The sequence below is a fragment of the Pseudolabrys sp. Root1462 genome, from assembly GCF_001426945.1.
Lineage (GTDB): Bacteria > Pseudomonadota > Alphaproteobacteria > Rhizobiales > Xanthobacteraceae > Pseudolabrys.
Genome location: NZ_LMFS01000001.1, coordinates 591,700 through 614,840, shown reverse-complemented (window position 1 = coordinate 614,840; position 23,141 = coordinate 591,700). Strand labels below are relative to the sequence as shown.

Below are 23,141 nucleotides of genomic sequence, written 5' to 3'. Positions count from 1 at the left end.
GCCATTCTCGTTTGCTCAGTCATCGATCATGTGTCGCAGGCCGGCACGCAGGTAATCCCAGCCCGTGTAGAGCGTCAGAATCGCCGCGAGCCACAGCAGCGTGATGCCGATCTCGATCGTAAAGGGCAGCACCTTCTCGCCGGCTTCGCCCGCGATCAGGAAGCCGATGGCGATGAGCTGGCCGAAAGTCTTCCACTTGGCGAGCGTCGTTACCGGCACGCCAACGCGCAGTTCCGCGAGATATTCGCGCAGGCCCGAAACCAGCACCTCGCGGCACAATATAATGATGGCGGCGAGCAGCGCCCAGCCGCGGATCGTGGTTCCCGCCGCCAGCATCAGGAGACACGAGGCGACCAGCAGCTTGTCGGCAATCGGGTCGAGCATCCGTCCGAGCGACGACTGCTGGCCCCAAGCCCGCGCCAGATAGCCGTCGAAGAAGTCGGTCACCGCGGCGGCGATGAACACCGCGAGCGCGACCCAGCGCAGCCACAATCCACCACCGAACAGGCTCTGCCAGAACAGCAGGCCGACGACGACCGGCACCGCGGCGATGCGCGCGTAGGTCAGAATATTCGGCAGCGACAGCGGGTGCGCCGGCAGCTTGGAGGTTTGGGTGGCATTCATGTCGGTGACAAGGAACACCGCGACCGCCATCAGGTCAACCGCTTCACGCAATCATCTCGCATGCAGCCGAAAAGCGACTTTTACCGCTACTGAATCGGGGCTTTCGGCAGCTTGGCGAGGCCGGCCTCCATGACGAAAGTCTGATCGAGGGAATACCACTCGCCGGCGACGTCCGCCGCGGGCGCGGGGCCGTCGTGGCGGACGAAATTACCGATCAGCGCGCGGGTGACGCCGAACTGGACGTCGGTTTCCAGTTTATCGTCGTCCGGTGTGTAGATTTGAGAGATGTGGGTCTTGAAACCCTCCTTGAAGATCAGGAAGTGCAGATGCGCGGGGCGGTAATTGTGCCGCCCGGCGTGGCGCAGGAGATCGCCGACCGGACCCTCGATCGGGATCGGATACCCTGCCGGCTTGACGCTGCGGAAGCTGAACTGCCCACTCGCATCGGTGATGAATTTGCCGCGCAGGTTCATGTCGGCCTGGCTGGGGTCCTGCTGCTCGTAGAAGCCCTCCGGCGAGGAGTGCCAGACATCGACCTCAGCGCCGGCGACCGGCCTGCCCTGCGTGTCCTTGACCGTAGCAGTGACGAACAGCACCGGGCCCGGCGTCGGCGAGCGCACGATTGATCCGCCGTTCTCGGTCCGCGGAGAATTCAGCCGCCAGAACGGCCCGAGCAGGTTCGCCGTCGTTTCGGTCTGGCCGTTATTGCCATTGTTCAGGAGGCATACCAGCGCCGAGAAGCCGAGAGAGCCGCACATCAGCACCACTTCGTTGTGCGTGGCATTGGTCATTTGCCCGAGCCGCGCGACGATCGCCGCACCCTTATGGAATTCCTCTTCCGTGAGATGAACCTCGCGGGCAAAGGCGTGCAGGTGCTTGACCAGCGCGGCAACGATCTCCCGCAGCCGAGGATCGTCGATCTTGCTGTAGGCTTCGAGAACGGCCGGTGTGACGTCGGCCTCACTCTTGATGATCAAAGGCACCTCCCGGCTTCAGGTGCCGGTTCGGTCCGGCGCCTTTTCGTGGAAGAACTCATAAACCTTCCGCGCCGTCTCCGCACTAATTCCAGGAACTCGCGACAGATCCGCGAGGCTGGCGCGCTCGATCGCCTTCACCGTCCCGAAATGGTGAAGCAAGGCGCGCTTGCGGGTGGGCCCGATCCCCTCGATTTCCTGAAGGCCGGCTTCGCGAATGTCCTTCTTGCGCCGCGTGCGGTGCGAGCCGATGGCGAAGCGGTGCGCCTCATCGCGTAATCGCTCGACAAAATACAGCAACGGATCGCGCGGCGGCAGCTTGAACGGCGTCTTGCCCGGCATGAAGAAGGTTTCACGCCCGGCCTCGCGGTCACGGCCCTTGGCGATAGCGACCAGCGGCACGTCGGCTACGCCCATTTCCGCGAGCGTCTCCTGCGCAATGCGCAGTTGCCCCTGCCCACCGTCGATCAGCAACAGATCGGGCCAGGGGGAGTCGGCGGGTTCCTCTGCGCCATCGAGCGGGACCGCGCCCGCCATCGCGGCGGCGGCCGTGACATCGACGGAAGTACGCGGGTTTTCGGTCAGCAGCCGCTTGAAACGCCGCTGCAGCACCTCGCGCATCATCGCGTAGTCATCGCCGGGCGTCAGTTCGGCCGAGCGAATGTTGAACTTGCGATACTGGTTCTTGCGGAAGCCTTCTGGCCCGGCGACGATCATGCCGCCGACTGCGTTGGTGCCGGCAATATGGCTGTTGTCGTAGACTTCAATGCGCTGGGGCGGCTTCGTCAGGCCGAAGGCTTCTTTCAGCGCCGCAAACAGGCGCTGCTGCGACGCCGTGTCGGCAAGCTTGCGGCCGAGCGCCTCGCGCGCATTGGCGAGCGCATGCATCACCAGATCCTTGCGCTCGCCGCGCTGCGGCACCGCCACCTCGACCTTGCGCGCGCTCTTGGCGGATAGCGCCTCGGCCAGCAGCGCGCGTTCATCGAAATCATGCGATACGATGATCAGCCGAGGCGGCGGCTTGTCGTCGTAGAACTGCGCCAGGAATGCGCTGAGCACCTCGGCGGGACCGAATGCACGATCGGCCTTTGGGAAATACGCGCGGTTGCCCCAGTTCTGTCCGGTGCGGAAGAAGAACACCTCGACGCAGGAATAGCCGCCTTCCTGATGCACGGCGAAGACATCGGCCTCTTCGATCGTGCGCGGATTGATGCCCTGCGTCGATGTGATCGCTGACAATGCGGCAAGGCGGTCGCGATAGATCGCGGCGCGTTCGAAATCGAGCGCCTGCGAAGCCTGCTCCATCTCGGCCGACAGTTCCTGCTGCACCGTGCGGCTCTTGCCGTCGAGAAAGGCGTTCGCCTCGCGCACCAGTTCGGCGTAACCCTTGAAATCGATTTCCTGCGTGCACGGCCCCGAGCAGCGCTTGATCTGGTAGAGCAGACAGGGCCGCGACCGCGATTCAAAGAACGAATCCGAGCAAGAGCGCAAAAGGAACGCGCGCTGCAGCGCGTTGATGGTGCGGTTGACCGCGCCGGCGTTGGCGAACGGACCATAATAATGGCCCTGCCGCGTCCGCGCACCGCGATGCTTGAGAATCTGCGGCGCCCAGTGATCCGAGGTGATCAGGATATAGGGAAACGATTTGTCGTCGCGCAGCAGCACGTTGAAGCGCGGCCGCAGGCGCTTGATCAGATTGGCCTCGAGCAGCAGCGCCTCGGTCTCGGTCGCCGTGGAGACGAACTCCATCGACACCGTCGCCGAGATCATCCGCGCGATACGCGCGTCATAAGCGACCGGCCGCGTATAGCTGGCGACGCGCTTTCTGATGCTCTTGGCCTTGCCGACATAAAGCACCTCGCCTTTCGCATCGATCATGCGATAGACGCCGGGGCCGGCCGGGGCATGCTTGACGGCGCGCGCGATCGCGGCCCGGCCGTGGGCCAAGGTGCCGGCCTCGGCTTCGGGTTCGCTGAGATCGAGCTCGGGCAGCGTCGGCGCATCGTCGTCTTCGCGCAGTTCGCTGGCCGGGTCGATGTCTTTCTTGCCGCCGCTCATGGCTGGAATATAGGCTGCGCGGGCTGGTTGGCTACTCCGCGGCTCATTCGATCAAGTCGGTATCCGGCGTTTTCCACGCGAGGTGCTGACCACCATCCACAGCAATTGTCACGCCGGTAACGCTGCGGGCGTCTGCGAGGTAGACCACCGCCGCCGCGATCTCCTCCGGCGCTGGTCCCCGTCCGAGCGGCATCAGCGCGGCCTGCTCGGCAAACTGGCTGGCGTTCTGCCGCGGACTCGGCAGCGTCGGGCCCGGCGCGACGGAGTTGACGCGCAGCGGCGCGAATGCCTGCGCAAGCGTCGTGGTCGCGGCGTGGAGCGCGGACTTGCTCATTGCATAAGAGAAGAATTTCGGCGTCGGCCGCAGCACCCGCTGATCGACGATATTGACGATGGACGACGACGCGTCGCGCGGCGCCTGGGCGGCGAAGGCTTGCGCCAGGAAGAGCGGCGCCGTGAGATTGACGGCGAGCGTGCGTTCGAACCGCTCGCGCGTCATGGTCGCGGCCTCGTCCTCGTCGAACAGGCTCGCATTGTTGACGAGCAGCGTCAGCTTACCGAAGGACGCGGCAGCCGGAACGATGCGCGACACCGCCGCTGCATCGGCGAGATCGCCCGCGACGACTGTAGCGCGGCCGCCGTCGCGCACGATCGCAGCGGCGAGCGTTTCAGCCTCTTCGCGTGAATGGTTGGCGTGCAGCACGACAGCGTAGCCCCGGCGCGATAGGGCCTGAGCGATGGCTCGCCCGATGCGGCGCGCTGCGCCGGTAATCAGCGCCGCACCTGGCGCATCCTTTTCAAGATTTCGCACTGCTTGATTCAACCCGTCTTCGAAAGATTCTTAACCATACCGCATTTGCCGATGGAAAACCGAAATGCGCGCTGCCTGCAAGCACGGCGGCTGAAGCCGACATGGTAAACGCCGCGGAAAGCATAAAGCGCAACCGTTCTTTAGGGATAACGCGGCGTCAGGGTTAGCGGGTAATAACCGCTTAACTGACAAAGCGCGATAACTCGGCGACGGAAAATTGTCCAAGTTTGGTAACGACGGCCCGGGCAATTCTTGACGGTCAACGCGATGCGCCGGCGCGACAAGGCGCGTGGAACGAGCGTCGCGAGCAAGACGCGTGAGTAGGTGGAGAGTAAGATGAAGAAGCAAATTCTGGCATTGACCATGCTGGCGGCCGCTGCGGCGACCGGCGCCGCGACTGCCGCCGATATTCCGCGTGGCCCCTCGCCGTACTATTCGCAGCCGGCGGCCGGCTCCTACTACAACTGGGCCGGCTGGTATGCCGGCGCCATGATTGGTTACCAGTGGGGCGACGTTCCCGGTACCAATACCAAGCCGAGCGGCGTCCTCGGCGGCCTCACCGGCGGCTACAACTGGCAGCAGGGCCAGTTCGTGTTCGGTGGCGAAACCGATCTCCAGCTCTCCGGAGCCGACGACACCTTCGCGCCCTACAAGTTCTCGAACCCCTGGTTCGGTTCGCTGCGCGGCCGCATCGGCATGGCCTGGAACAACATCCTGTTCTACGGCACGGGCGGTCTGGCCTATGGCGGTATCAAGGGCGAGAGCGGCGCTCTTTCCGAATCCAAGACCCATGTCGGCTGGGCCCTCGGCCTCGGCGTCGAACTCGGCCTCGCGCGGCAGTGGTCGGCGAAGATCGAGTACCTCTATGCCGATCTCGGCAACCGTGCGTATTCGATCACCGGCACCAGCAATGGCCTGGAGACGAACTTCATTCGCGTCGGGGTGAATTACCACTTCTAACGGAGATGCGGGGCGGCCCGCTCCTCTGACCACTGATCAGGCTCCGGACCGCTGGTCCGGAGCCTTTTTCTTGCCTCGATCAGTTACCGAATAAGGTGGGGCGGCCGATTTGCTGTAAATCGAGCGTTAATTTAGCCGTACCCAAGTATTCGCATGCATGTTTCATGGCCTTCATTCGTCCAGATTGAGACAACTCCGTGACTTTAGATTGTCGGAGACGTGTCTCAAAGTTCACTCTAACTTGTTGTTATCTGTGACTTATTTGCACTAGACGCGATTTGAAAACCGAATACTGTGCGGCCAGGTTTTGGGGCTTCACGTACGGAGAAGTTTGAGATGAAGCGTTTCGTTTTCGCGGCCGCTGCGGTGGCGATCGTGTCCTCGCTGAGCGCAGCCAACGCCGCGGATCTGCCGCGTCGTCAGGCGATGCCAACCAAGGCGCCGGCCTACATTGCTCCGATCTACAACTGGTCGGGCCTCTATCTCGGTATCAACGGCGGTGGCGGCTGGGGTCACTCCTCGGTCAGCGGTCCGCTCTCGTCCGGCGGCGACTTCAACACCTCGGGCGGCCTCGTCGGCGGCACGGTCGGTTATAACTACCAGATGAACCAGATCGTGTTCGGTCTGGAAGGCGACGTTGACTGGAGCAACCTCAAGGGTTCTGCGCCTTGTGCCGTCGGCATCTCCTGCGAAGCCAAGAACAACTGGCTCGGCACTGCGCGAGGCCGCATCGGCTACGCCTTCGATCGTTTTCTGCCTTACGTAACGGGCGGCCTCGCGGTCGGCGACGTGAAGACCTCGGCCACCGGCTTCGGCAGCTCGTCCGAGACCAAGGCGGGCTGGACGCTGGGCGGCGGCGTCGAGGCCGCGATCGCCGGTCCCTGGTCGGCGAAGGTCGAGTACCTCTATGTCGATCTGCAGGATGCCGGTGCGCCGGTCGGTTCGACCACCGACTTCCGCAGCAACATCGTTCGCGGCGGCATCAATTACCGCTTCTAAGCAGCGTCAAACAAAAACACTGCAACGAACCACGGAGCTTGCTCCGGGGTTTTTTGTTGCCTCTGCGCAACAGCCCCAGAGTTTCGTGTTTATCGGGCCGAATCGCCGATAGGGCCCGGAACTGAACAATCTCATTGGCGTTTCAATTTGCATCGGGGGACGGCGCAGGCGCGTCCGTCCGGATGGTTTCACATTCTGATGAGGTGCGTCATGAAAAAGTTTCTTCTCGCCACAGTTGCGATCGTTGCGCTCGGGGCAGCATCGGCGCATGCCGCCGACATGCCGCGCGCCGTGACCAAGGCGCCGGCCTATGTGCCACCGGCGGTCTCGTTCTATAACTGGAGCGGCCCTTACATCGGCATCAATGGTGGCGGCTCGTTCACGGGCAGCAACTCCGCCGGTCTCGTCGGCGGCACGCTCGGCTACAACTTCCAGAGCGGCCCGTGGGTGTTCGGCCTCGAAGGCGACATGAACTGGCTTAGCCACACCAGCGCTTCGGTGCGCAACAACTGGCTGGCAACCATCCGCGGCCGCATCGGCTACGCCATGGGCTCGACCGGTTCGATCCTGCCTTACGTCACCGGCGGCGCCGCGTTCGGCGATGTCAGCAACACGGTGACGGGTATCGGCATGGTGAGCGACAACGAGAGCGGCTGGACCCTGGGCGGCGGCATCGAAGCGGCGATCTCGGGTCCGCTGACCGCCAAGATCGAATATCTGTATGTCGATCTCGGCGACGGCCCGAGCCTCGCCGGCGTTGGCTCCGAGTACCATACGAACATCGTTCGTGCGGGCCTGAACTACCGCTTCTGATTACTGCGACGGCGACTGAGCAAACTAAAAGCCCCGGCAGAACGCCGGGGCTTTTTCATTGCAGCGTAGGAGCCACGACGTCCGCCGAAATCAGGCCGGCTTCGTCTTGGCGAAAGCCGGCACGCCCGCGGCGAACTGATCGAGCCAGACGACCAGCTTCGGGTGCTCGTTGCGCCAGCGACCCTCGAGCCGAAGATCGAGATAACCCAGCGCACAGGCGAGCGTGATCTGCCCGACATCCGGCGCCGCGCCGATCGCCGGCGGCGCCGCTTCGAGCACGGCGAGCGCACGATCGATCTTGCCCAACTGACGATCGATCCAGCTCTGCACTTTCATCTCGGGCTTACGAAAACGACCTTCGTAAACAATGAGCAGCGCTGCATCGAGAATGCCATCGCCCAAGGCCTGCAGACGCAAGGCGCCGAACCGCGCCTTCGGCTCCGTAGGCAAAATGCGCCCGCCTCCGGCGAGATGATCGAGATATTCGAGGATGACGGGCGAATCGAACAACGTCGTGCCGTCCTCGAGCACAAGCGTCGGAATCTTGCCCAGCGCGTTCTGTCCGAGAAAGCCCGGCTCCGGCGCGGCCGTGTCGGCATCGCGCAGCTCGATTCTATCGGAAAGACCGAGAATCTCGGCGGCGATCTTCACCTTGCGCACGAAGGGCGAGGCTTGGCTGTGACGCAGGATCATCATGGGCGCATTCCATCGTTGCCGCAGGACACCCGCGCACGGGCCGCCTTCGACCCGCGCTGCTGATGGCACCGTTGTCGGCTGACGCGCACGGAATGTGCGCGCTTGACGATCCTTTACCGCACAAGGCGGCCGCTGGCGCAAGCGGCCGATGCCGGCTCCGGCTAGCTCACGATGAGGTTGACCGCTTTCGGGCCCTTGCCCTTCTTGTCGGGCTCGACGTCGAACGTGATCTTCTGTCCTTCGTTCAAGCTCTTCAATCCGGCCTGCTCCACCGCGGTGATGTGCACAAACACATCGCGCGCGCCGTCGTCCGGTTTGATGAACCCGTAGCCACGTTCGGTATTAAAAAATTTGACGACACCAGACTGCGCCATCGAGAAGTTCCTCCCGCACTGCTTCATCGCCGGCCCCACGCGCGGCGAATCGACACGGCTTTCACGGACGGAGAAATCTCTGGCCTGACCGGGCCTAGTTATTCCGCCGAGCCCCCCACAAGGAGGCGGAACGCCATTGCCAACCGACGAACTACACACCAAGTCCGTCCGCGTGAAAAGAGATTAGTGAGAGAGAGGCGAGCGGTTGCGCGGTGCAGCAGACTCCGCCTCGCCGGCCAGCCAGTCGATCCGGACGCTGCCGCCGCCGGGTTCGCGCTCAAGGAGCCGGGCCAGTTCCGGCAGCATCGCCTGCAACTCGCCTTCCAGCGTCCAGGGCGGATTGACCAGAATGAGGCCGGAGCCATTGAGGCGACTCTGGTCCTTGACCGGGGAAACTAACAACTCGGCCCGCAGGACCTTGGCGATGCCGAGCTTGCGGATTCGTTTGCTAAGGGCGTCAGCCTCGCCGCGGCCCTTAATCGGATACCATAAGGCATATATGCCGGTGGCCCATTTGCGGTGCGCCAGCCCCAAGGTATGCGACAGCCGATGGAAGTCGGCCTCCTCTTCGAACGGCGGATCGACCAGCACCAGACCGCGGCGTTCCGGCGGTGGCACATAGGCCGTCATCGCCGACCAGCCGTCGATGCCGATCACCTTGATGCGGGCGTCATTACGCAAATGGCGGGACAGTTGGACCTCGGCCTTGGACTCGACCTCGCAGGCGATCAGCCGGTCCTCGGCGCGCAGGAAGGCGCGGGTCAGCGCCGGCGAGCCGGGATAGGTCTTCAGAGAGCCGCGCTCGTTGAGCGCGCCGATGACGTCGAGATAGGGCTTGAGCAGCGCCGCGGCGCGCTCCGGCACATCGCCGGCGGCGACCGCCGCCATCAGCCGGCCGATGCCGGCCTGCCACTCGCCGCCGCGCAGCGCCTCTGCGCTCGACAAATCGTAAAGCCCGGCGCCGGCATGCGTATCAATGACGCGGAAGGCCGCCGGTTTCTCGGTGAGATAACTGAGGATGCGGCACAGCACCGCGTGCTTGAACACATCGGCGACATTTCCGGCATGAAAGGCGTGGCGGTAATTCAACGGCGGCTCATCGGTGCGGCGGCGCTGACGACCGGTTACGCCATTATCGCGGCGGCTTCAACGCGAACCCCGGCGCAGGCCAAATTCGCGGCGGCGGGGAACCCAGCGCGGTGGCGGCAACGGCTTGCGGTTTTGCTTCAGCGATGCGGCAAGGGCCTGACGCCAGGCACCGCCGCGCTCCGCCTTTGGCGACACGATCCGCAACAACCGGCGCAGCCCAAATAAGCCCAAGCGCAACACCACCCAACTGGCAGCAGTGGCACCGATCACGTGCAGGCCGAGCGACAACACGAGCGCGGAATGCGACTGGCAAGTATCCCGCCATGACTCCATCGTCAGGCCGGCGCACGGCACGGCCAGCGGCCACAGCGCCAGGTAGCTGAGACCGACGAACCACGTAATGAAACTGACGTAATTTCTGACTCGATCCATCCGCCCGCGCCCACCGGTACCAGAAAGCGGCGTTAATCTGCGTCAATCGTGATTCAAATTTAAGGGCAATTGACGCGAGGGCACGCGCTGTCCCCTGCCAATGGCGGCGAACGTTAGCGCCGGTTTAACGCGGTCGCAGAAACAAGCGAAGCTGAACGCAGTCGAGTGACGAGGCGAACCGCCGATCGAGGCGACGCAGGCGCAGACGAATAAACAACAGTCTTCAGCCGCCGCGGATCGCCGGCATCACCACCTTGTCGCGGCGGCAGGCGCTGCGCGTCGTTTCAGGGCAGGCGCGGAAGGAAAAGTCCTTGCCGATGCAGATGCGCACTTCGCTCAGTCGTTTGCTGTCGCAGGTGACGGCAAGGTCGTCGTGCGACAGGCCTGGATTGGCCTTGATAAATGCGCTGGCGACGTCGCCGGGCGACACCATCGCTGGCTTGTCAGAATCAAGATATTCTTCCGGGATCTTCACTACCGAACGCGCCTTGCGCACCGTTTCGAAATAGGCGCCGGCCGACAATCCCGAACATGTGCCGTGCCGGTCCCACTCGTGATAAACTAGACGCGGGCTCGGCATCAGATCGAGCATGGTGCTGACGATGCCGCGATTGAGGCGCGGCGCCGGCACTCTGCAGTATGACGGAAAGCCCTTGTCGTACTGCGGCCACAGCCCATGCACCACGAAAGCGTAAGGTCGTCCGGCGCATTGCTGGTCGGAGTTGCGGCGGCTCCCGCGCTCGGCGGCTGCTTCACAGTATGACGGCGACCACGATAGCGACAGCACATAGAAATCGAACTGTCCTGGCGCATTCTGCCGCCGGTCGGTCTGAGCGAAGGCAACCACTGCTAACAGGAACGTAAAGGTACTGACCACCGCCACGGTGCGCGCCGCTTGCCCCAGCCTTCGCAACCGCCATTGGCCTGACGACATCTCGGTTCCTCGGAAGAACAAAGCCCGAATTGATCCAGGGCAAAGTTTCATCACAGTTTAGCCTCAATATTCGAACATATCAAGAACAAACAAAGATCAAAATTGCGCTATTTCACAGCGCGTCGCTGCATTGCAGCGAGCGTCCGACCAGTCTCGGTAACGAGCAACCGGCCGTCAGGGCAGTGCCATCTTACAGGCCGGGCTGTAAGCCATGTTGCGGTCGAAGCCGACCACGCACCACGTCACGCCCCAGGTGGCGCCGATGTCGCCGCCGTCCTCGGTGATGTAGTAATTGACCACATGCTTGCGGCCGTCGTTGACGGTCGCGACCGCCCGGCAGAAGCGGCGCGGGATGGTGCCGCGGGCCCAGGGGCGGAATGCCACCTGCCGGACCCGTTCGTAGCCGAGGATCTGCGCGTTCGAGTTCCAGAACCGGCTTTCCTTGGTCTCGAACCGGTCGGAAATGGTGCCAAGCGCCGCTTCGCAGGACGGGACGTCGCCATCGTAATTGGGACCGGAGAGATAGAAATTCTTCTCCAGCCAGCTCGCCGCCTGCGCCGGGCCGCCACCGAAGGCCGCCGCGACCAGCGCGGCCATCGCCGCCATTCCCGCACGCCGGGCAAAACGATCGAACGTCATCATGAACCACACTCCGACTAAGGCAGCATCCTAGCGCAGGCCGTCGGCCAGCGGAAAGATGGAAAAAAGTCGGCCCGCCCGGTGCCGGCTGAGACGAGGGTACCATGCTTCGCCGCCACGCCTGACGTTAGCCACAGATTCGGCGAAGCCATCACCGAGTTGACCACAGATTCGGTGCTCTCAGGACTCGCGACTCCACTTGCAGCGCACCATGATCCTGCGCACTCGAATCGAGTCGCGTTTGTGGATTCGCCTTGTCGATGCCGCTCGCGTTGCGTGATGAGCGGCGTCCGTAGCGTCCCGTCTGTTGCGTCGATTAAAACTTGTTCGCGCGTTGCGTGGCCGCATGCGACCGCGTCGTTTGCGTTTGTCGTCAATTTATGTCGCGTCGTTCGTGTGCGTCTGTCCGTGCGTTCGTAGCGTACTCGTCGCGTTTGTTTGTATGCGTTGTCCGTGAGTGGCGTAACGCGTTGGCCGCGTGGCGTTGCGTATCGAGACGTCATACTGACTGGCCATCAGGCGTTGCGGCGTTGGCTGCCGGCATTTGCCGGCAGCCGCGCCGAAATCTTTTTCGCTCATTCAAGCGCGTGACGCAGGCCCGCCTACGGGCGCCAGTTGCCCAGCACCGCCTGTGTCAATGTCAGCGCCGCGACCGCAGCCGTATCGGCACGCAGGATCAGCGGCCCGAGCGACAGCCGCACGATATTCGGCCGCTGCAACAGCAGCGCCCGTTCCGCTTCCGAAAAGCCGCCTTCCGGACCGACCAGCACTGCGAGCGGCCGCGGCGACGCGGCAGCCGCGCTCAGCGCCGCGACCGCGTCGGCGACCTCGGCGTCCTCATCGCAGAAGATCAGCAACCGCTCGGGATCGGCGGCAACCGCGGTCTTGAGTGGAACAGCTTCGGCGACCTCGGCGATCGCGAGCACGCCGCATTGCTGTGCCGCCTCGATGACGTTGGCCCGCATGCGCTCGAGATTGATGCGGGTGACCTGGGTGTGCTGGGTCAGCACCGGCCGCACCCGCGTGACGCCGAGTTCGACGGCCTTCTGCACCATGTAATCGAGCCGGGCGTGCTTGAGCGGCGCGAACAGGAAATCGAGGTCGGCCCGCGCCGGCTGCGGCCGCTGCTGCCGGTCCACCCTGGCGAACGTACGCTTGCCGGCACCCGCGAGTTCCGCGCCCCATTCGCCGTCCCGGCCATTAAACAACAGCACGGCGTCGCCAGCCGCGAGCCGCAGCACGTTGCAGAGATGATTCGTCTGGTCGCGGTCGAGCGGTACTTCGGCGCCTGCCGCCAAAGCAGCATCGACATAGATGCGCGGCGTACGGAAATCGTAACGGGGCATGGTGGAGATTGGTCCGAACTTAGCTTTGAAACCTCGCGGCGGGCGGAATAACGGCCACGGCGGCGATTTAACGCAAATTGCCGCCTTCCCGACGCATTCAATGGGTTGTTATAAGCCTGTCCGCGGTCCCTCGCTTGTCAATTGAGCGAAGACCGGGAAAGGAGCCGTCCATGAGCCTGTGCCGGGCTTTGACCATTGCCGTTTACCTGTCGCCGCTGGCTGCAGGCGCTGCCGCCGCGCAAACCGCATGGCCTGCGCCGGCCCCCCAGCAGCAGGCAGCCCCCGCGTCCGCCTGGCCCGCGCCGGCAGCCCAGCAGCAGGCGCCCGCTCCGCAGCAGGAGTCTGCCCAGCAGCAGCCCGCCGCCGCCTGGCCCGCGCCGTCACAGCCGGCTCAATCGGGTGCCTGGCCGGCGCCCAACGCGTCGGCTCCGGCGCCGCAGCAAGGTTTCATCCCGCCGCCGACCGGCTTCGGTCCGTCGCTGGCGGCGCCACAGCAGCCGCAGGAGCCGCCCTGCTACAAGGACTTCATGGCCTTGCGCCAGGAGGCCGACAAGAAAGGCCGCCTGATCCAGGAGGCCAGCAAGAAGAAGGTTCCGCCGACCGTCGCCTGCAAGCTGTTCAACGACTACTCAGCGTCGGAAGCCAAACTGGTGAAATACGCCAGCACCAACGCGACGAAGTGTGAGATCCCGAAAGAGATCGTCGACAACCTCACCAAGAGCCACAGCAAGACCAACGAGATCCGCACCCGCGTCTGCGAAGTGGCAGCTTCCGGCCCGCCGAAGCCGCGCGGCCCGAGCCTGAGCGACGCCCTCAGCGCCCCGGTGCCGGATTCCGGCAACATCAAAACCGGCCGCGGCGGCACCTTCGATACGCTCAGCGGCGGCGCGCTCGGCAAATGACCGACAGCGGCGGACGCGTCGCCGATGCGACCGGTAACTGGGTCGATCTGCGCGCGCCGGCCGCCTTCCGCCCTTATCTGAGACTCGCTCGCCTCGACCGCCCGATCGGCTCATGGCTGCTGCTGATGCCATGCTGGTGGTCGGTCGGCCTGACCGGTCTGGCGATGGATCGTTCGCCCAGCGGCTGGCACATCGTGCTGTTCCTGATCGGCGCCTTTGCCATGCGCGGCGCCGGCTGCACTTGGAACGACCTGGTCGATCGCGATCTCGACGGCAAAGTGGAGCGCACGCGCTCGCGGCCGATCCCATCGGGCCAGGTCACCGCGAAGCAAGCCGCGGCATTCATGGTGGCGCAGGCGCTGGTCGGACTCGCCGTGCTGCTGCAGTTCAACCGCTTTACGATCCTGACGGGCCTCGCCTCGCTGCTGGTGGTTGCGATCTATCCGTTCATGAAGCGGATCACCTACTGGCCGCAGATCTTTCTTGGCCTCGCCTTTTCCTGGGGCGCGCTGATGGGCTGGCCGGCGGCGTTCGGCCGGCTCGATTGGGCGCCGATCGTCCTCTACGCCGGCTCGATCTGCTGGGTCATCGCCTACGACACGATCTACGCGCACCAGGATCGCGAGGACGACATGATGATCGGCATCAAGTCGACCGCGCTGCTGTTCGGCGCCAATACCAAGCGCGCGCTGGCGATCTTCTATTCCGCGGCGGTGCTGCTGATCGGCATCGCCTGCCTGATGGCCGGCGCCGGCTGGATCACCCTGGCGGGCCTTGCCCTGTTCGCCGGGCATCTCGCCTGGCAGGTCAAGCGCATCGACATCGACGATCCGGCGCTGTGCCTGATGCTGTTCCGCTCGAACCGCGAGGCCGGCCTCATTTTATTCGCGGCCCTGTTGATCGATGCGGCGCTTTAAGCGTTAAGAGTGCAGGGTCTGGCGTCGGGGGCGGCGGATGGAGCCTGCACCATGAACCGCACCCGCGTGCTCATTTCCGGCGGCGGAATCGCCGGTCTCACCTGCGCTATCGAGCTCAAGCGCCACGGCTTCACCCCCATCGTCGTCGAGAAGGAGCCGGGCCCGCGCGCCGAAGGCTACATGATGGACTTCTTCGGCACCGGCTGGGACGTCGCCGAGCGCATGGGACTGACCGAAGCGCTGCGCCAGATCCGTTACCCGATCGAGTGGCTCGCTTTCGTCGATCGCACCGGCACGCCCTATTGCCGCGCGCCGGTCGATCGGCTGCGCGAGGCGCTCGACAACCGCTACACCTATTTGCGGCGGCCCGATCTCGAACGCATCCTGCTCGACGAGGCCCGCCGCGCCAAGGTCGACATCCGCTACGCAACCTTAATCGAAAGCCTGAGCGAAGACGCCGACGGTGTCACGGTCATGTTCAACGGCGGCGGGCGCGAGCACGTCGCAGTCGTGATCGGCGCCGACGGCGTGCATTCGCGGGTGCGCGAACTCGTGTTCGGCGCGGAGCCGCAATTCGCGCGCTTTCTCGGTCTCTACGTCGTCGCCTTCCATATGCCGCGTAGCGGCTTCCCGATCACCGACACGGTCAAGATCTACGAAGAGCCGGACCGCATGGCGATGTTCTATCCGCTGGACCGCGAGCGCATCGACGCGACCTACATCCTGCGCCACGGCGAAATCGACCTCCGCCGTACCGATCACCTCGCCTTCCTGCGCCAACAGGTCGCGGGCGCGCAGTGGATCGCGCAGGATGTCGCCGACGCCTATGACGGCGGCGCCGCGATCTATTTCGACAGCGCCACGCAGATCGAGATGCCGCAGTGGCACCGCGGCCGGGTCGCGCTGATCGGCGATGCCTGCGGCTGCCTGACCTTGCTCGCCGGACAGGGCTCGCACATGGCGATGGCCGGCGGCTATGTGCTGGCGCGCGAACTCAAGCGCCAACCGGACCACGCGCGCGCCTTTGCCGCTTATCAGGCGGTGCTCAAGCCGCATGTCGATGCCAAGCGCCGCCAGTCGGCGCGCTACGCCAGCCTGTTCGTGCCGCAACCGTCGTCGTGGCCGTGGCTGCGGCGGCTGACGATCCGGCTCTTGTTCAGCAAGGCGCTGATGAAATACGGCATGCGGATGTTCGGCGCGCGCAGCGTGCTCGCCGGCTACCGGTGAGCGGGCGCCGGGTCAGAAGTCGGCCGGGTTCTTGGTGGTCGCGGCCGCACGCGACTTGATGACGACCGGCCAGCCCCGAGGCTTCTTGCCGCTCCTGGCGACCTCCTCGGGATCGTCGTCATTCATCGGGATGACCACCTTCTCCTTGCCGCCGATCGAGCCGGTAACGTCCTCGGCGTCATCCTCATAGTAGCCGTCCGCACCCGGGATCGCGTCAATAAGCTTCTTCAGCTTGTCCTTGTCGCTGCCACCGATCGAGCCGGTGTAGTCCTTGCCGCCGTGTCTTGCGGCATAGACGGCGCGCGCCTTGGCGGCGACCACCTCGCCGGGGATGGCGTTCGGCCGGCACGGCTTGCGGCCCGAGGCCCGCCGCATCAGATCGACATGGATGTGATTGTAGTGCGCGGCGTTGTAGCCGGGCGCCAGCACGGTGTTGAAGGTCTCGCAGGCATAAAGCTGCACGTCGTGCAGGAAGCCCTGCTCTTCCGGCGAGCCGCGCCAACCGGTCTGCACCGACACCTTGCGGCCGTCGGCGAGCACGAAAGCGGCGATGTCGAGGGCGTTGCCGAAGGCATGTTCCGAGATATGGCTGGTGCCCGCACCGACCATGCCGCGGCAGGAATAGGCCGAGATCTGCTTGATCTCCACCACCGGCGAACCAAACCAATGTAAGGCCGCAGGCTGCACGCCGCCGCTGACCCAGCGATCGAGCGCCGAGACGATCGGACAGGACAAGGTCGCAGCCGGCGTCAGCGTCGCCGGAGCAATCGAGCCGGTGCGGATCGGCGCATCGAAGCGCGAACCGCGCGACGGCCCGAGCGGCGGCGGACTGTACGTCGCCTGATTGCGCGACGGCTGCCGATTATACGCAGGCTGCTGCCGCATCGGCTCGCCATCCGGCAATTCGGCATCATCGGGGACATCGTCCGCCGGCGGCGAATTGACGCCGGGCGGATAGATCGACATCGGCGCACCGCCAGCGGGCGCGCGCGATTGCGGCTCGTAGCTGGGCGGGGCGTTGTAGGCCGGCTGATAGGTCTGCGGCGCGCCCACCTGGGGCGCGGCCGATGGCGGCGCGATTGATTGCGGCGCCCCGCTCTGCGGCGCATTGACCGGTGGCGGCCCCTGCATCCAGCGCATCTGTTCGCCGCTTTGCGACGGCGCGTAATTCGAATTCGTCACCGGCGCACGCGAGGTCGTATTCGACCAGTCCGGCATGGCGCCGCGGCCGACGCCGCCCGGCGGCCGCGGCGGCGCGTCGGCGTAGCCGGTCGCCGTATCGCTGTCGCCGAGCGCGGCGACCTTCAACGGGAAATCGGCGCCGCAGACGCCCGGCCCTTCGATCGGCGCGATGCGCACGACGCCGGAACTCAGCTTCACGGCGCCCGACTGCATGCATTGCGCTTCGGCTTCGCCGCGCCAGGCCGCGCGCTCGCCTTGCCACAACGAACTGCGGCCGCAGCCGGCGAGCGCCAGCAGCACAGCAAAGCCACAGCCAAGGAAAAAACGCGGTCCGGCTTTCATGGCCGGTAAATTGCGGCGGTTATCTTTAACGAGACTTCAATGCGTTCCCGCAGGAAAGCGGTAAGGCTAAGGAACCGTTAAAAGCGTTTGCCGCTGCGCTTCGACGTTATCGGCACGAGTGAAAATCGGGCCACTCATCATCGATCACCGGACATTCACGCCCGTCTTCGACGAGCCATGCCCGGTGATCAAAATGTGTGACGCGTCTTCGACAAACCGCCTGCGCTACTCGGCGGCCTTGATTCCGAGGATCTTGCCGATGTCCGCGACCTTGTCGGTCTGATCCTTGAGCGCCGCGGCGAACTCGTCAGGCGAGCCGGGATTGACCACCTGCCCGGTGGCGACCAGCTTGGCGTTGATCGCCGGATCGTCGAGGATGCCGCGAATGTCGCTCGCGATCTTCTTGCGCACGTCGGGCGCGACCGACTTCGGTCCGAGAACGCCGACAAGGCCGTCGAGTTCGAGCGACTTATAGCCGGCTTCGGCCGCGGTCGGGATGTCGTCCAGCGACTTGGCGTGGTCCACATTGGTCAACGCGATGACCTTCACTTTGCCCTGCTGCACACGCGGCCGCATGATCGCGTAGGCGCCGACGAAAGCCTGGATGCGGCCTTCCGCGACGTCATTGATCGCGCTGACCGGATCCTTGTACGGCACCTTCGTCATCTCGAGCTTCTCGGTCTTGAGGAAGGCGGCGAACAACAGGTCGTTCGCGCCGGTGACCGAGGCGTAGTTCAGTTTGCCCGGCTCGGCCTTGATCTTCGCCACCAGTTCCTTGATCGAGGAAACGCCGAGGTCGGCCGGCACGCCGAGCGCGATCAGCGTATTGGTGACGCGGGCGACCGGCACCAGCGCATCGCGCTGATAAGGCAGTTTGTCGTGCAGCAGCGGATGGGCGGTGAAAGTCGAGGCCGGCGCGAACAGCAACACGTGATCGTCGTTGGCGGCGATGACGGCGTTCATCGCGATCATGGCGTCGCCGCCCGGGCGGTTCTCGACCACGACGGACTGGCCCCACTTGGTCTGCAGCTTGTCGGCGAGGATGCGCGCGGTGATGTCGGCGCCGGATCCCGGTCCGAGCGGAATGATGAAGCGCACCGTCCGGCTTGGCCAGTCAGCGGCTTGCGATTGAAGGACCGACAGCGCGGCGGCGCCGACGACGAGCAAGGCAACGGCAAGCGTTCGAAAGAACCGCATGAAACCTCCCAGGCCGGCATTGTATGATTTGATCGCGTCCATTCGAGCGACGGCCTGACGCCGAACGGCGGTGATTGCTCGGTATGTCAGTCCTCTCGCCAGCGTCAAGTGCCGGTTGCGCGGCCCGCCGGGGCGAATGCGCCCATGCATTTTTTGCAGTTCGGGCGGGCACGGAGCATTCGCGCCCACGTGCAACGCGACGAAACCGGCTGCTTTGTCGGCAATTGCGCGGGCGAACTGCACTCGTCATTGCCGAAAGGTTCGGCAGCGGTCGCATTTGCGACGCGGTTTCAGACGCTTGCCGCGGACATGACGGCAACGCATGACGTTTTATTTCGTTTTTGCTTTTTCGCAGCGCAACATCCTTCGGATGTCACAATTGGCCTGATAGATTCCGGTCAAACAACCAGGGAGGCGCTTGTGAACCTTGCTCTCCGCTTGAACGTCCTGGCTGTGTGCGCCGTATTCGCTTTTGTTGGCGCTGTTCTGCTGGGAGCTTTCTAGGAAACAGGACGTAACGCCATCACCCCAACAACCGACACCGGAGAGAGCGCTCTCTCCGGTGTTTTTTATGACGAGGCGCGTGGGCGTCAGCCCCATTCATGCGGCGGCTTCGATGAAACGAGCGTCGCGACCTTCTGCAGATGATCGGTGAAATCATCGAACCCGGCGAACGACGAATTCGGCATGAACACCTGGCCGGCTTTCACATCGACCGGCCCGTAAGGCCCGGTGACCGTCGTCGTCTGTCGGCACAGCCAGCGGCCATCCGGCTGGCGTTCAATCGAGCCATACGCACAAAACAGCATTCTGTCGTCCCCGCACGCACCTTATGGCTGCGGGAATTTCGAACGCGTAAATTCGGTATAGAATTCGTCTCACGCCGCCGCGATATTGGGTGCAGCATTGGGGTTGTAGTTGAGCACCGGAGCCAACCACCGCTCGGTCTCCTCGACCGACCAGCCCTTGCGTGCCGCGTAATCCTCAACCTGATCGCGTTCGATCTTGCCGACGCCGAAATAGCTCGACTGCGGATGGCTGAAGTAGAGACCGCACACCGCGGCGCCCGGCCACATCGCGTAGCTCTCGGTCAGCTTGATGCCGATGCGTTCGGCCTGCAGCAGGTTGAACAACGTGCCCTTCTCGGTGTGATCGGGCTGCGCCGGATAGCCCGGCGCCGGCCGAATACCCTGGTACTTTTCGAGGATGAGATCCTCGTTCGGCAGCGACTCGTTCGGCGCGTAGCCCCAGAACTCCTTGCGCACGTTCTGGTGCAGCCGCTCGGCAAAGGCCTCGGCCAAGCGGTCGGCCAAAGCCGACACCATGATCGCCGAGTAATCGTCATTGGCGCGCTTGAAACGCTCGGCGATGACCTCCTCGCCGATGCCGGCGGTGACCGCGAAGGCGCCCACGTAATCCTTGAGGCCGGAGTCGCGCGGCGCCACGAAGTCGGAGATCGAGTTGTTGAAGCGGCCCTCGCGCTTCGACAGTTGCTGGCGCAGGCCGTGCAGCACGTGCACCGGTTGCCCGCGGTTCTCGTCGGCATAGACATGGATGTCGTCGCCGACCGAATTGGCCGGCCAGAAGCCGAAGGCGCAAGACGCCTTGAACCACTTCTCGGCGACGATCTTCTCCAGCATCGCCTTGGCGTCCTTGTGCAGCGAACGCGCGGCCTCGCCGACCTTGTCGTCCTCGAGAATGGCCGGGTAACGCCCCGACAGTTCCCAGGTCTGGAAGAACGGCGTCCAGTCGATGACGCTGACCAGATCCGACACCGGATAGTCGGCCATGACCTGCGTGCCGAGGAAGCTCGGCTTCGGCGGCTGATAGGCGCCCGACCAGTCGAACTTCGGCGCATTGGCGCGCGCCGCGGCCAGCGGCAGCCGCGCCTTGTCTTCCTGCGCGCGCGCATGGGCGTCGGCGATCTTGCGATACTCGGCACGCAGATCGGAGACGTAGCCGGCCTTGTTGTCGGACGACATCAGCGCCTGCGCCACGCCGACGGCGCGGCTGGCGTCGTTGACGTACACCGCCTGACCGCGCCGGTAGTTCGGGTGGATCTTGACCGCGGTGTGGACGCGGCTCGTGGTCGCGCCGCCGATCAGCAGCGGCAAATCGAGGCCCTGGCGCTCCATCTCGGCCGCGACATGGCACATCTCGTCGAGGGACGGCGTGATGAGCCCCGACAAGCCGATGATGTCGGCCTTCTCCGCCTTGGCGGTCTCGAGAATCTTCGCCGCCGGCACCATGACGCCGAGGTCGATGACTTCGTAATTGTTGCACTGGAGCACGACGCCGACGATGTTCTTGCCGATGTCGTGGACGTCGCCCTTCACCGTCGCCATGACGATCTTGCCGTTGGACGAGCGCTCCTCGGCGCCGCCGGCGGCACGGCGTTCTTCCTTTTCCTTGTCCATGAACGGCATCAGGTAAGCGACCGCCTGCTTCATCACGCGCGCCGACTTCACCACCTGCGGCAGGAACATCTTGCCGGAACCGAACAGGTCGCCGACGATGTTCATGCCGTCCATCAGCGGGCCTTCGATGACGTCGAGCGGGCGCTTCGCCGCGGCGCGCGCTTCCTCGGTATCGGTCTCGACGAAATCGGTGATGCCGTGCACCAGCGCATGCGCCAGCCGCTTCTCGACCGGCTGGTCGCGCCATTTGAGATCGACCTGCTTGGCTTCTTGCCCGGCGCCCCGGAATTTGTCGGCCAGCGCCAGCAGACGCTCGGACGCGTCGGAGCGCTTGTTGAGGACCACATCCTCGCAAGCCTCGCGCAATTCCGGATCGAGATCGTCATAGACCGCCATCTGCCCGGCATTGACGATGCCCATGTCCATGCCGGCCTTGATGGCGTGATACAGGAACACCGAGTGCATCGCCTCGCGCACGCGCTCGTTGCCGCGGAACGAGAAAGACAGGTTCGACACGCCGCCGGAGATATGGACGCCCGGCAGGTTCTGCCGGATCCAGCGCGTCGCCTCGATGAAGTCGACGCCGTAATTGTTGTGCTCCTCCATGCCGGTGGCGATGGCGAAGATGTTGGGGTCGAAGATGATGTCTTGCGGCGGAAAGCCGACCTTGTTGACCAGAATGTCGTAGGCGCGGGCGCAGATTTCCGTCTTGCGCGCAAAGGTGTCGGCCTGCCCTTTTTCGTCGAATGCCATGACGACGACGGCGGCGCCGTGGCGGCGCACGATCCTGGCATGCTCGATGAAGGACTCTTCGCCCTCTTTCATCGAGATCGAGTTCACCACCGCCTTGCCCTGCAGGCACTTGAGGCCGGTCTCGATCACCGAGAACTTCGATGAATCGACCATCACCGGCACGCGAGCGATATCCGGCTCGGCGGCGATGAGGTTGAGGAAGGTCTTCATCGCTTCGTCGGAATCGAGAAGGCCTTCGTCCATGTTGACGTCGATGATCTGCGCGCCGTTCTCGACCTGGTCGCGCGCGATCGCCAGCGCCGCGGTGTAGTCGCCGGCGGTAACGAGCTTCCTGAACTTTGCCGAGCCGGTGACGTTGGTGCGCTCGCCGACATTCACGAACGGAATTTCCGGGGTCAGCGTGAACGGCTCGAGCCCCGACAGGCGCAGATGCGGCGTAATCTCGGGGATTGCGCGCGGCTTGTGCGGCGCGACCGCCTTGGCGATCGCCGAAATGTGATCCGGCGTCGTGCCGCAGCAGCCGCCGACGACATTGACGAGACCCGCGCTGGCGAATTCGCCGATCAGCTCGGCCATGAATTCCGGGCTTTCGTCGTAATAGCCGAACTCGTTGGGCAAGCCGGCATTCGGATAGGCGCAGACAAAGCTGTCGGCGACGCGGCCGATCTCCTCGATATGCGCGCGCATTTCCTTGGCGCCGAGCGCGCAGTTGAGCCCGATGGTCACCGGCCGGGCGTGCGCTACCGCATTCCAGAACGCGGCCGGCGTCTGGCCCGACAACAGACGGCCCGACATGTCGGTGATGGTGCCGGAGATCATGACCGGGACGTCGATGCCGCGTTCGGCCGTGATTTCCTCAATGGCGTAGATCGCCGCCTTGGCGTTGAGCGTGTCGAAAATGGTTTCGATCAGCAGCAGGTCGGCGCCGCCGTCAAGCAGACCGCGCACCTGCTCGCCATAGGCCGCACGCAACTGGTCGAAAGTGATGGCGCGGTAGCCGGGGTTCGAGACGTCCGGCGAAATCGACGCCGTGCGGTTGGTCGGCCCCAGCGCACCGGCGACGAAGCGCCTTACGCCGTCTTCGGCCTCGGCATCATTCGCCGCTTCGCGCGCCAGGCGCGCGCCAGTGAGGTTGAGCTCGTAGGCGATGCCTTCCATGCCGTAATCGGCCTGGGCGATCGTGGTCGAGGAGAAGGTATTGGTCGAGACGATATCGGCACCGGCCTTGAAGTACTTGTAATGGATGTCGCGGATGGCGCGCGGCCGCGACAGGTTGAGCAGATCGTTGTTGCCGCGCACCTCGCGATTCCAGGCGTCGAAGCGCGAGCCGCGATAGCCCTGCTCATCCAGCTTCAGTTCCTGGATCATAGTGCCCATGGCGCCGTCGAGCACAAGAATGCGCTCGCGCATCGCGGCGGTAAGCAATTCGCGGGTGGTGGGCTTCGACTCTGTCAC

Annotated in this window: 22 protein-coding genes; 7 read left to right on the top strand and 15 right to left on the bottom strand. The window is 64.4% G+C overall.

The annotated features are described in order from the left end of the window. Positions 1-15: 15 nt before the first annotated feature. The 4 genes from pgsA to ASD45_RS02915 all read right to left on the bottom strand — a co-directional run bounded on the left by pgsA (position 16) and on the right by ASD45_RS02915 (position 4,467). Positions 16-624, bottom strand: a complete 609-nt coding sequence (gene pgsA / locus ASD45_RS02930) for a CDP-diacylglycerol--glycerol-3-phosphate 3-phosphatidyltransferase (RefSeq protein ID WP_056912558.1) — start codon at positions 622-624, stop codon at positions 16-18. 86 nt (positions 625-710) lie between these two features. Further along, a complete protein-coding gene (locus ASD45_RS02925) occupies positions 711-1,601 on the bottom strand; it encodes a dioxygenase (RefSeq protein ID WP_056912557.1) in 891 nt (296 codons plus the stop codon). 15 nt (positions 1,602-1,616) lie between these two features. Beyond that, complete coding sequence (uvrC, locus tag ASD45_RS02920) at positions 1,617-3,656, bottom strand: excinuclease ABC subunit UvrC (protein WP_082540611.1); 2,040 nt, start codon at positions 3,654-3,656, stop codon at positions 1,617-1,619. 43 nt (positions 3,657-3,699) lie between these two features. Beyond that, the gene (locus ASD45_RS02915) at positions 3,700-4,467 is read right to left on the bottom strand and encodes an SDR family oxidoreductase (RefSeq protein WP_200949624.1); all 768 of its coding nucleotides are present in this window, start codon (positions 4,465-4,467) and stop codon (positions 3,700-3,702) included. Positions 4,468-4,803: 336 nt separating this feature from the next. Between ASD45_RS02915 and ASD45_RS02910 the strand changes: the two genes are divergently transcribed. From ASD45_RS02910 to ASD45_RS02900, 3 genes are all read left to right on the top strand, one after another. After that, positions 4,804-5,427: an outer membrane protein gene (locus tag ASD45_RS02910; protein ID WP_056910110.1), complete on the top strand. Its 624-nt coding sequence runs from the start codon at positions 4,804-4,806 to the stop codon at positions 5,425-5,427. A 336-nt stretch (positions 5,428-5,763) separates the two neighbouring features. Continuing rightward, complete coding sequence (locus ASD45_RS02905; RefSeq protein ID WP_056910109.1) at positions 5,764-6,426, top strand: outer membrane protein; 663 nt, start codon at positions 5,764-5,766, stop codon at positions 6,424-6,426. A gap of 210 nt (positions 6,427-6,636) precedes the next feature. Then, positions 6,637-7,239, top strand: a complete 603-nt coding sequence (locus tag ASD45_RS02900; RefSeq protein ID WP_056910108.1) for an outer membrane protein — start codon at positions 6,637-6,639, stop codon at positions 7,237-7,239. Positions 7,240-7,329: 90 nt separating this feature from the next. On the opposite strand, the gene ASD45_RS02895 is transcribed toward ASD45_RS02900, so the two are convergent. The 7 genes from ASD45_RS02895 to ASD45_RS02865 form a co-directional block, all read right to left on the bottom strand. Then, positions 7,330-7,935, bottom strand: a complete 606-nt coding sequence (locus ASD45_RS02895) for a glutathione S-transferase family protein (RefSeq protein WP_056910107.1) — start codon at positions 7,933-7,935, stop codon at positions 7,330-7,332. Positions 7,936-8,096: 161 nt separating this feature from the next. Further along, entirely contained in the window at positions 8,097-8,309 is a 213-nt protein-coding gene (locus ASD45_RS02890; protein ID WP_056910106.1) for a cold-shock protein, read from the bottom strand. 183 nt (positions 8,310-8,492) lie between these two features. Continuing rightward, positions 8,493-9,398, bottom strand: coding sequence for a 23S rRNA (adenine(2030)-N(6))-methyltransferase RlmJ (rlmJ, locus tag ASD45_RS02885; RefSeq protein ID WP_056910105.1), 906 nt, complete (start codon positions 9,396-9,398; stop codon positions 8,493-8,495). 57 nt (positions 9,399-9,455) lie between these two features. After that, positions 9,456-9,830, bottom strand: coding sequence for a hypothetical protein (locus ASD45_RS02880; protein WP_056910104.1), 375 nt, complete (start codon positions 9,828-9,830; stop codon positions 9,456-9,458). Positions 9,831-10,053: 223 nt separating this feature from the next. After that, complete coding sequence (locus tag ASD45_RS02875) at positions 10,054-10,764, bottom strand: ribonuclease T2 (RefSeq protein ID WP_056910103.1); 711 nt, start codon at positions 10,762-10,764, stop codon at positions 10,054-10,056. A 174-nt stretch (positions 10,765-10,938) separates the two neighbouring features. After that, positions 10,939-11,406, bottom strand: coding sequence for a hypothetical protein (locus ASD45_RS02870; RefSeq protein ID WP_056910102.1), 468 nt, complete (start codon positions 11,404-11,406; stop codon positions 10,939-10,941). Between the two features lie 599 nt (positions 11,407-12,005). Beyond that, positions 12,006-12,749, bottom strand: coding sequence for a 16S rRNA (uracil(1498)-N(3))-methyltransferase (locus tag ASD45_RS02865; protein WP_056910101.1), 744 nt, complete (start codon positions 12,747-12,749; stop codon positions 12,006-12,008). 170 nt (positions 12,750-12,919) lie between these two features. On the opposite strand from ASD45_RS02865, the gene ASD45_RS02860 reads away from it, so the two are divergent. Genes ASD45_RS02860 through ASD45_RS02850 form a run of 3 tightly spaced genes read left to right on the top strand, consistent with a single transcriptional unit; the run spans position 12,920 to position 15,795 of the window. Beyond that, positions 12,920-13,651: a hypothetical protein gene (locus tag ASD45_RS02860; RefSeq protein WP_056910100.1), complete on the top strand. Its 732-nt coding sequence runs from the start codon at positions 12,920-12,922 to the stop codon at positions 13,649-13,651. Continuing rightward, the gene (ubiA, locus tag ASD45_RS02855; RefSeq protein ID WP_056910099.1) at positions 13,648-14,568 is read left to right on the top strand and encodes a 4-hydroxybenzoate octaprenyltransferase; all 921 of its coding nucleotides are present in this window, start codon (positions 13,648-13,650) and stop codon (positions 14,566-14,568) included. Before ASD45_RS02860 ends, ubiA begins: the two co-directional genes overlap by 4 nt. Positions 14,569-14,619: 51 nt before the next feature. Continuing rightward, a complete protein-coding gene (locus ASD45_RS02850) occupies positions 14,620-15,795 on the top strand; it encodes an FAD-dependent monooxygenase (protein ID WP_056910098.1) in 1,176 nt (391 codons plus the stop codon). A gap of 12 nt (positions 15,796-15,807) precedes the next feature. Here the strand turns inward: ASD45_RS02850 and ASD45_RS02845 are convergent, their stop codons facing one another. Both ASD45_RS02845 and ASD45_RS02840 read right to left on the bottom strand, forming a co-directional pair. Then, positions 15,808-17,319: an extensin family protein gene (locus tag ASD45_RS02845; protein ID WP_056910097.1), complete on the bottom strand. Its 1,512-nt coding sequence runs from the start codon at positions 17,317-17,319 to the stop codon at positions 15,808-15,810. 225 nt (positions 17,320-17,544) lie between these two features. Next, positions 17,545-18,516 carry a tripartite tricarboxylate transporter substrate binding protein gene (locus ASD45_RS02840; protein ID WP_162249383.1) on the bottom strand — a complete coding sequence of 324 codons (972 nt, stop codon included), beginning with the start codon at positions 18,514-18,516 and terminating at the stop codon, positions 17,545-17,547. A 144-nt stretch (positions 18,517-18,660) separates the two neighbouring features. On the opposite strand from ASD45_RS02840, the gene ASD45_RS23305 reads away from it, so the two are divergent. Continuing rightward, positions 18,661-19,020 (top strand): hypothetical protein, encoded by a 360-nt coding sequence (locus ASD45_RS23305; RefSeq protein ID WP_056910095.1) that lies wholly within the window; start codon positions 18,661-18,663, stop codon positions 19,018-19,020. Between the two features lie 86 nt (positions 19,021-19,106). On the opposite strand, the gene ASD45_RS02830 is transcribed toward ASD45_RS23305, so the two are convergent. Both ASD45_RS02830 and metH read right to left on the bottom strand, forming a co-directional pair. Further along, positions 19,107-19,325, bottom strand: coding sequence for a hypothetical protein (locus tag ASD45_RS02830; RefSeq protein ID WP_056910094.1), 219 nt, complete (start codon positions 19,323-19,325; stop codon positions 19,107-19,109). A 69-nt stretch (positions 19,326-19,394) separates the two neighbouring features. Next, positions 19,395-23,141, bottom strand: a complete 3,747-nt coding sequence (gene metH / locus ASD45_RS02825; protein WP_082540609.1) for a methionine synthase — start codon at positions 23,139-23,141, stop codon at positions 19,395-19,397.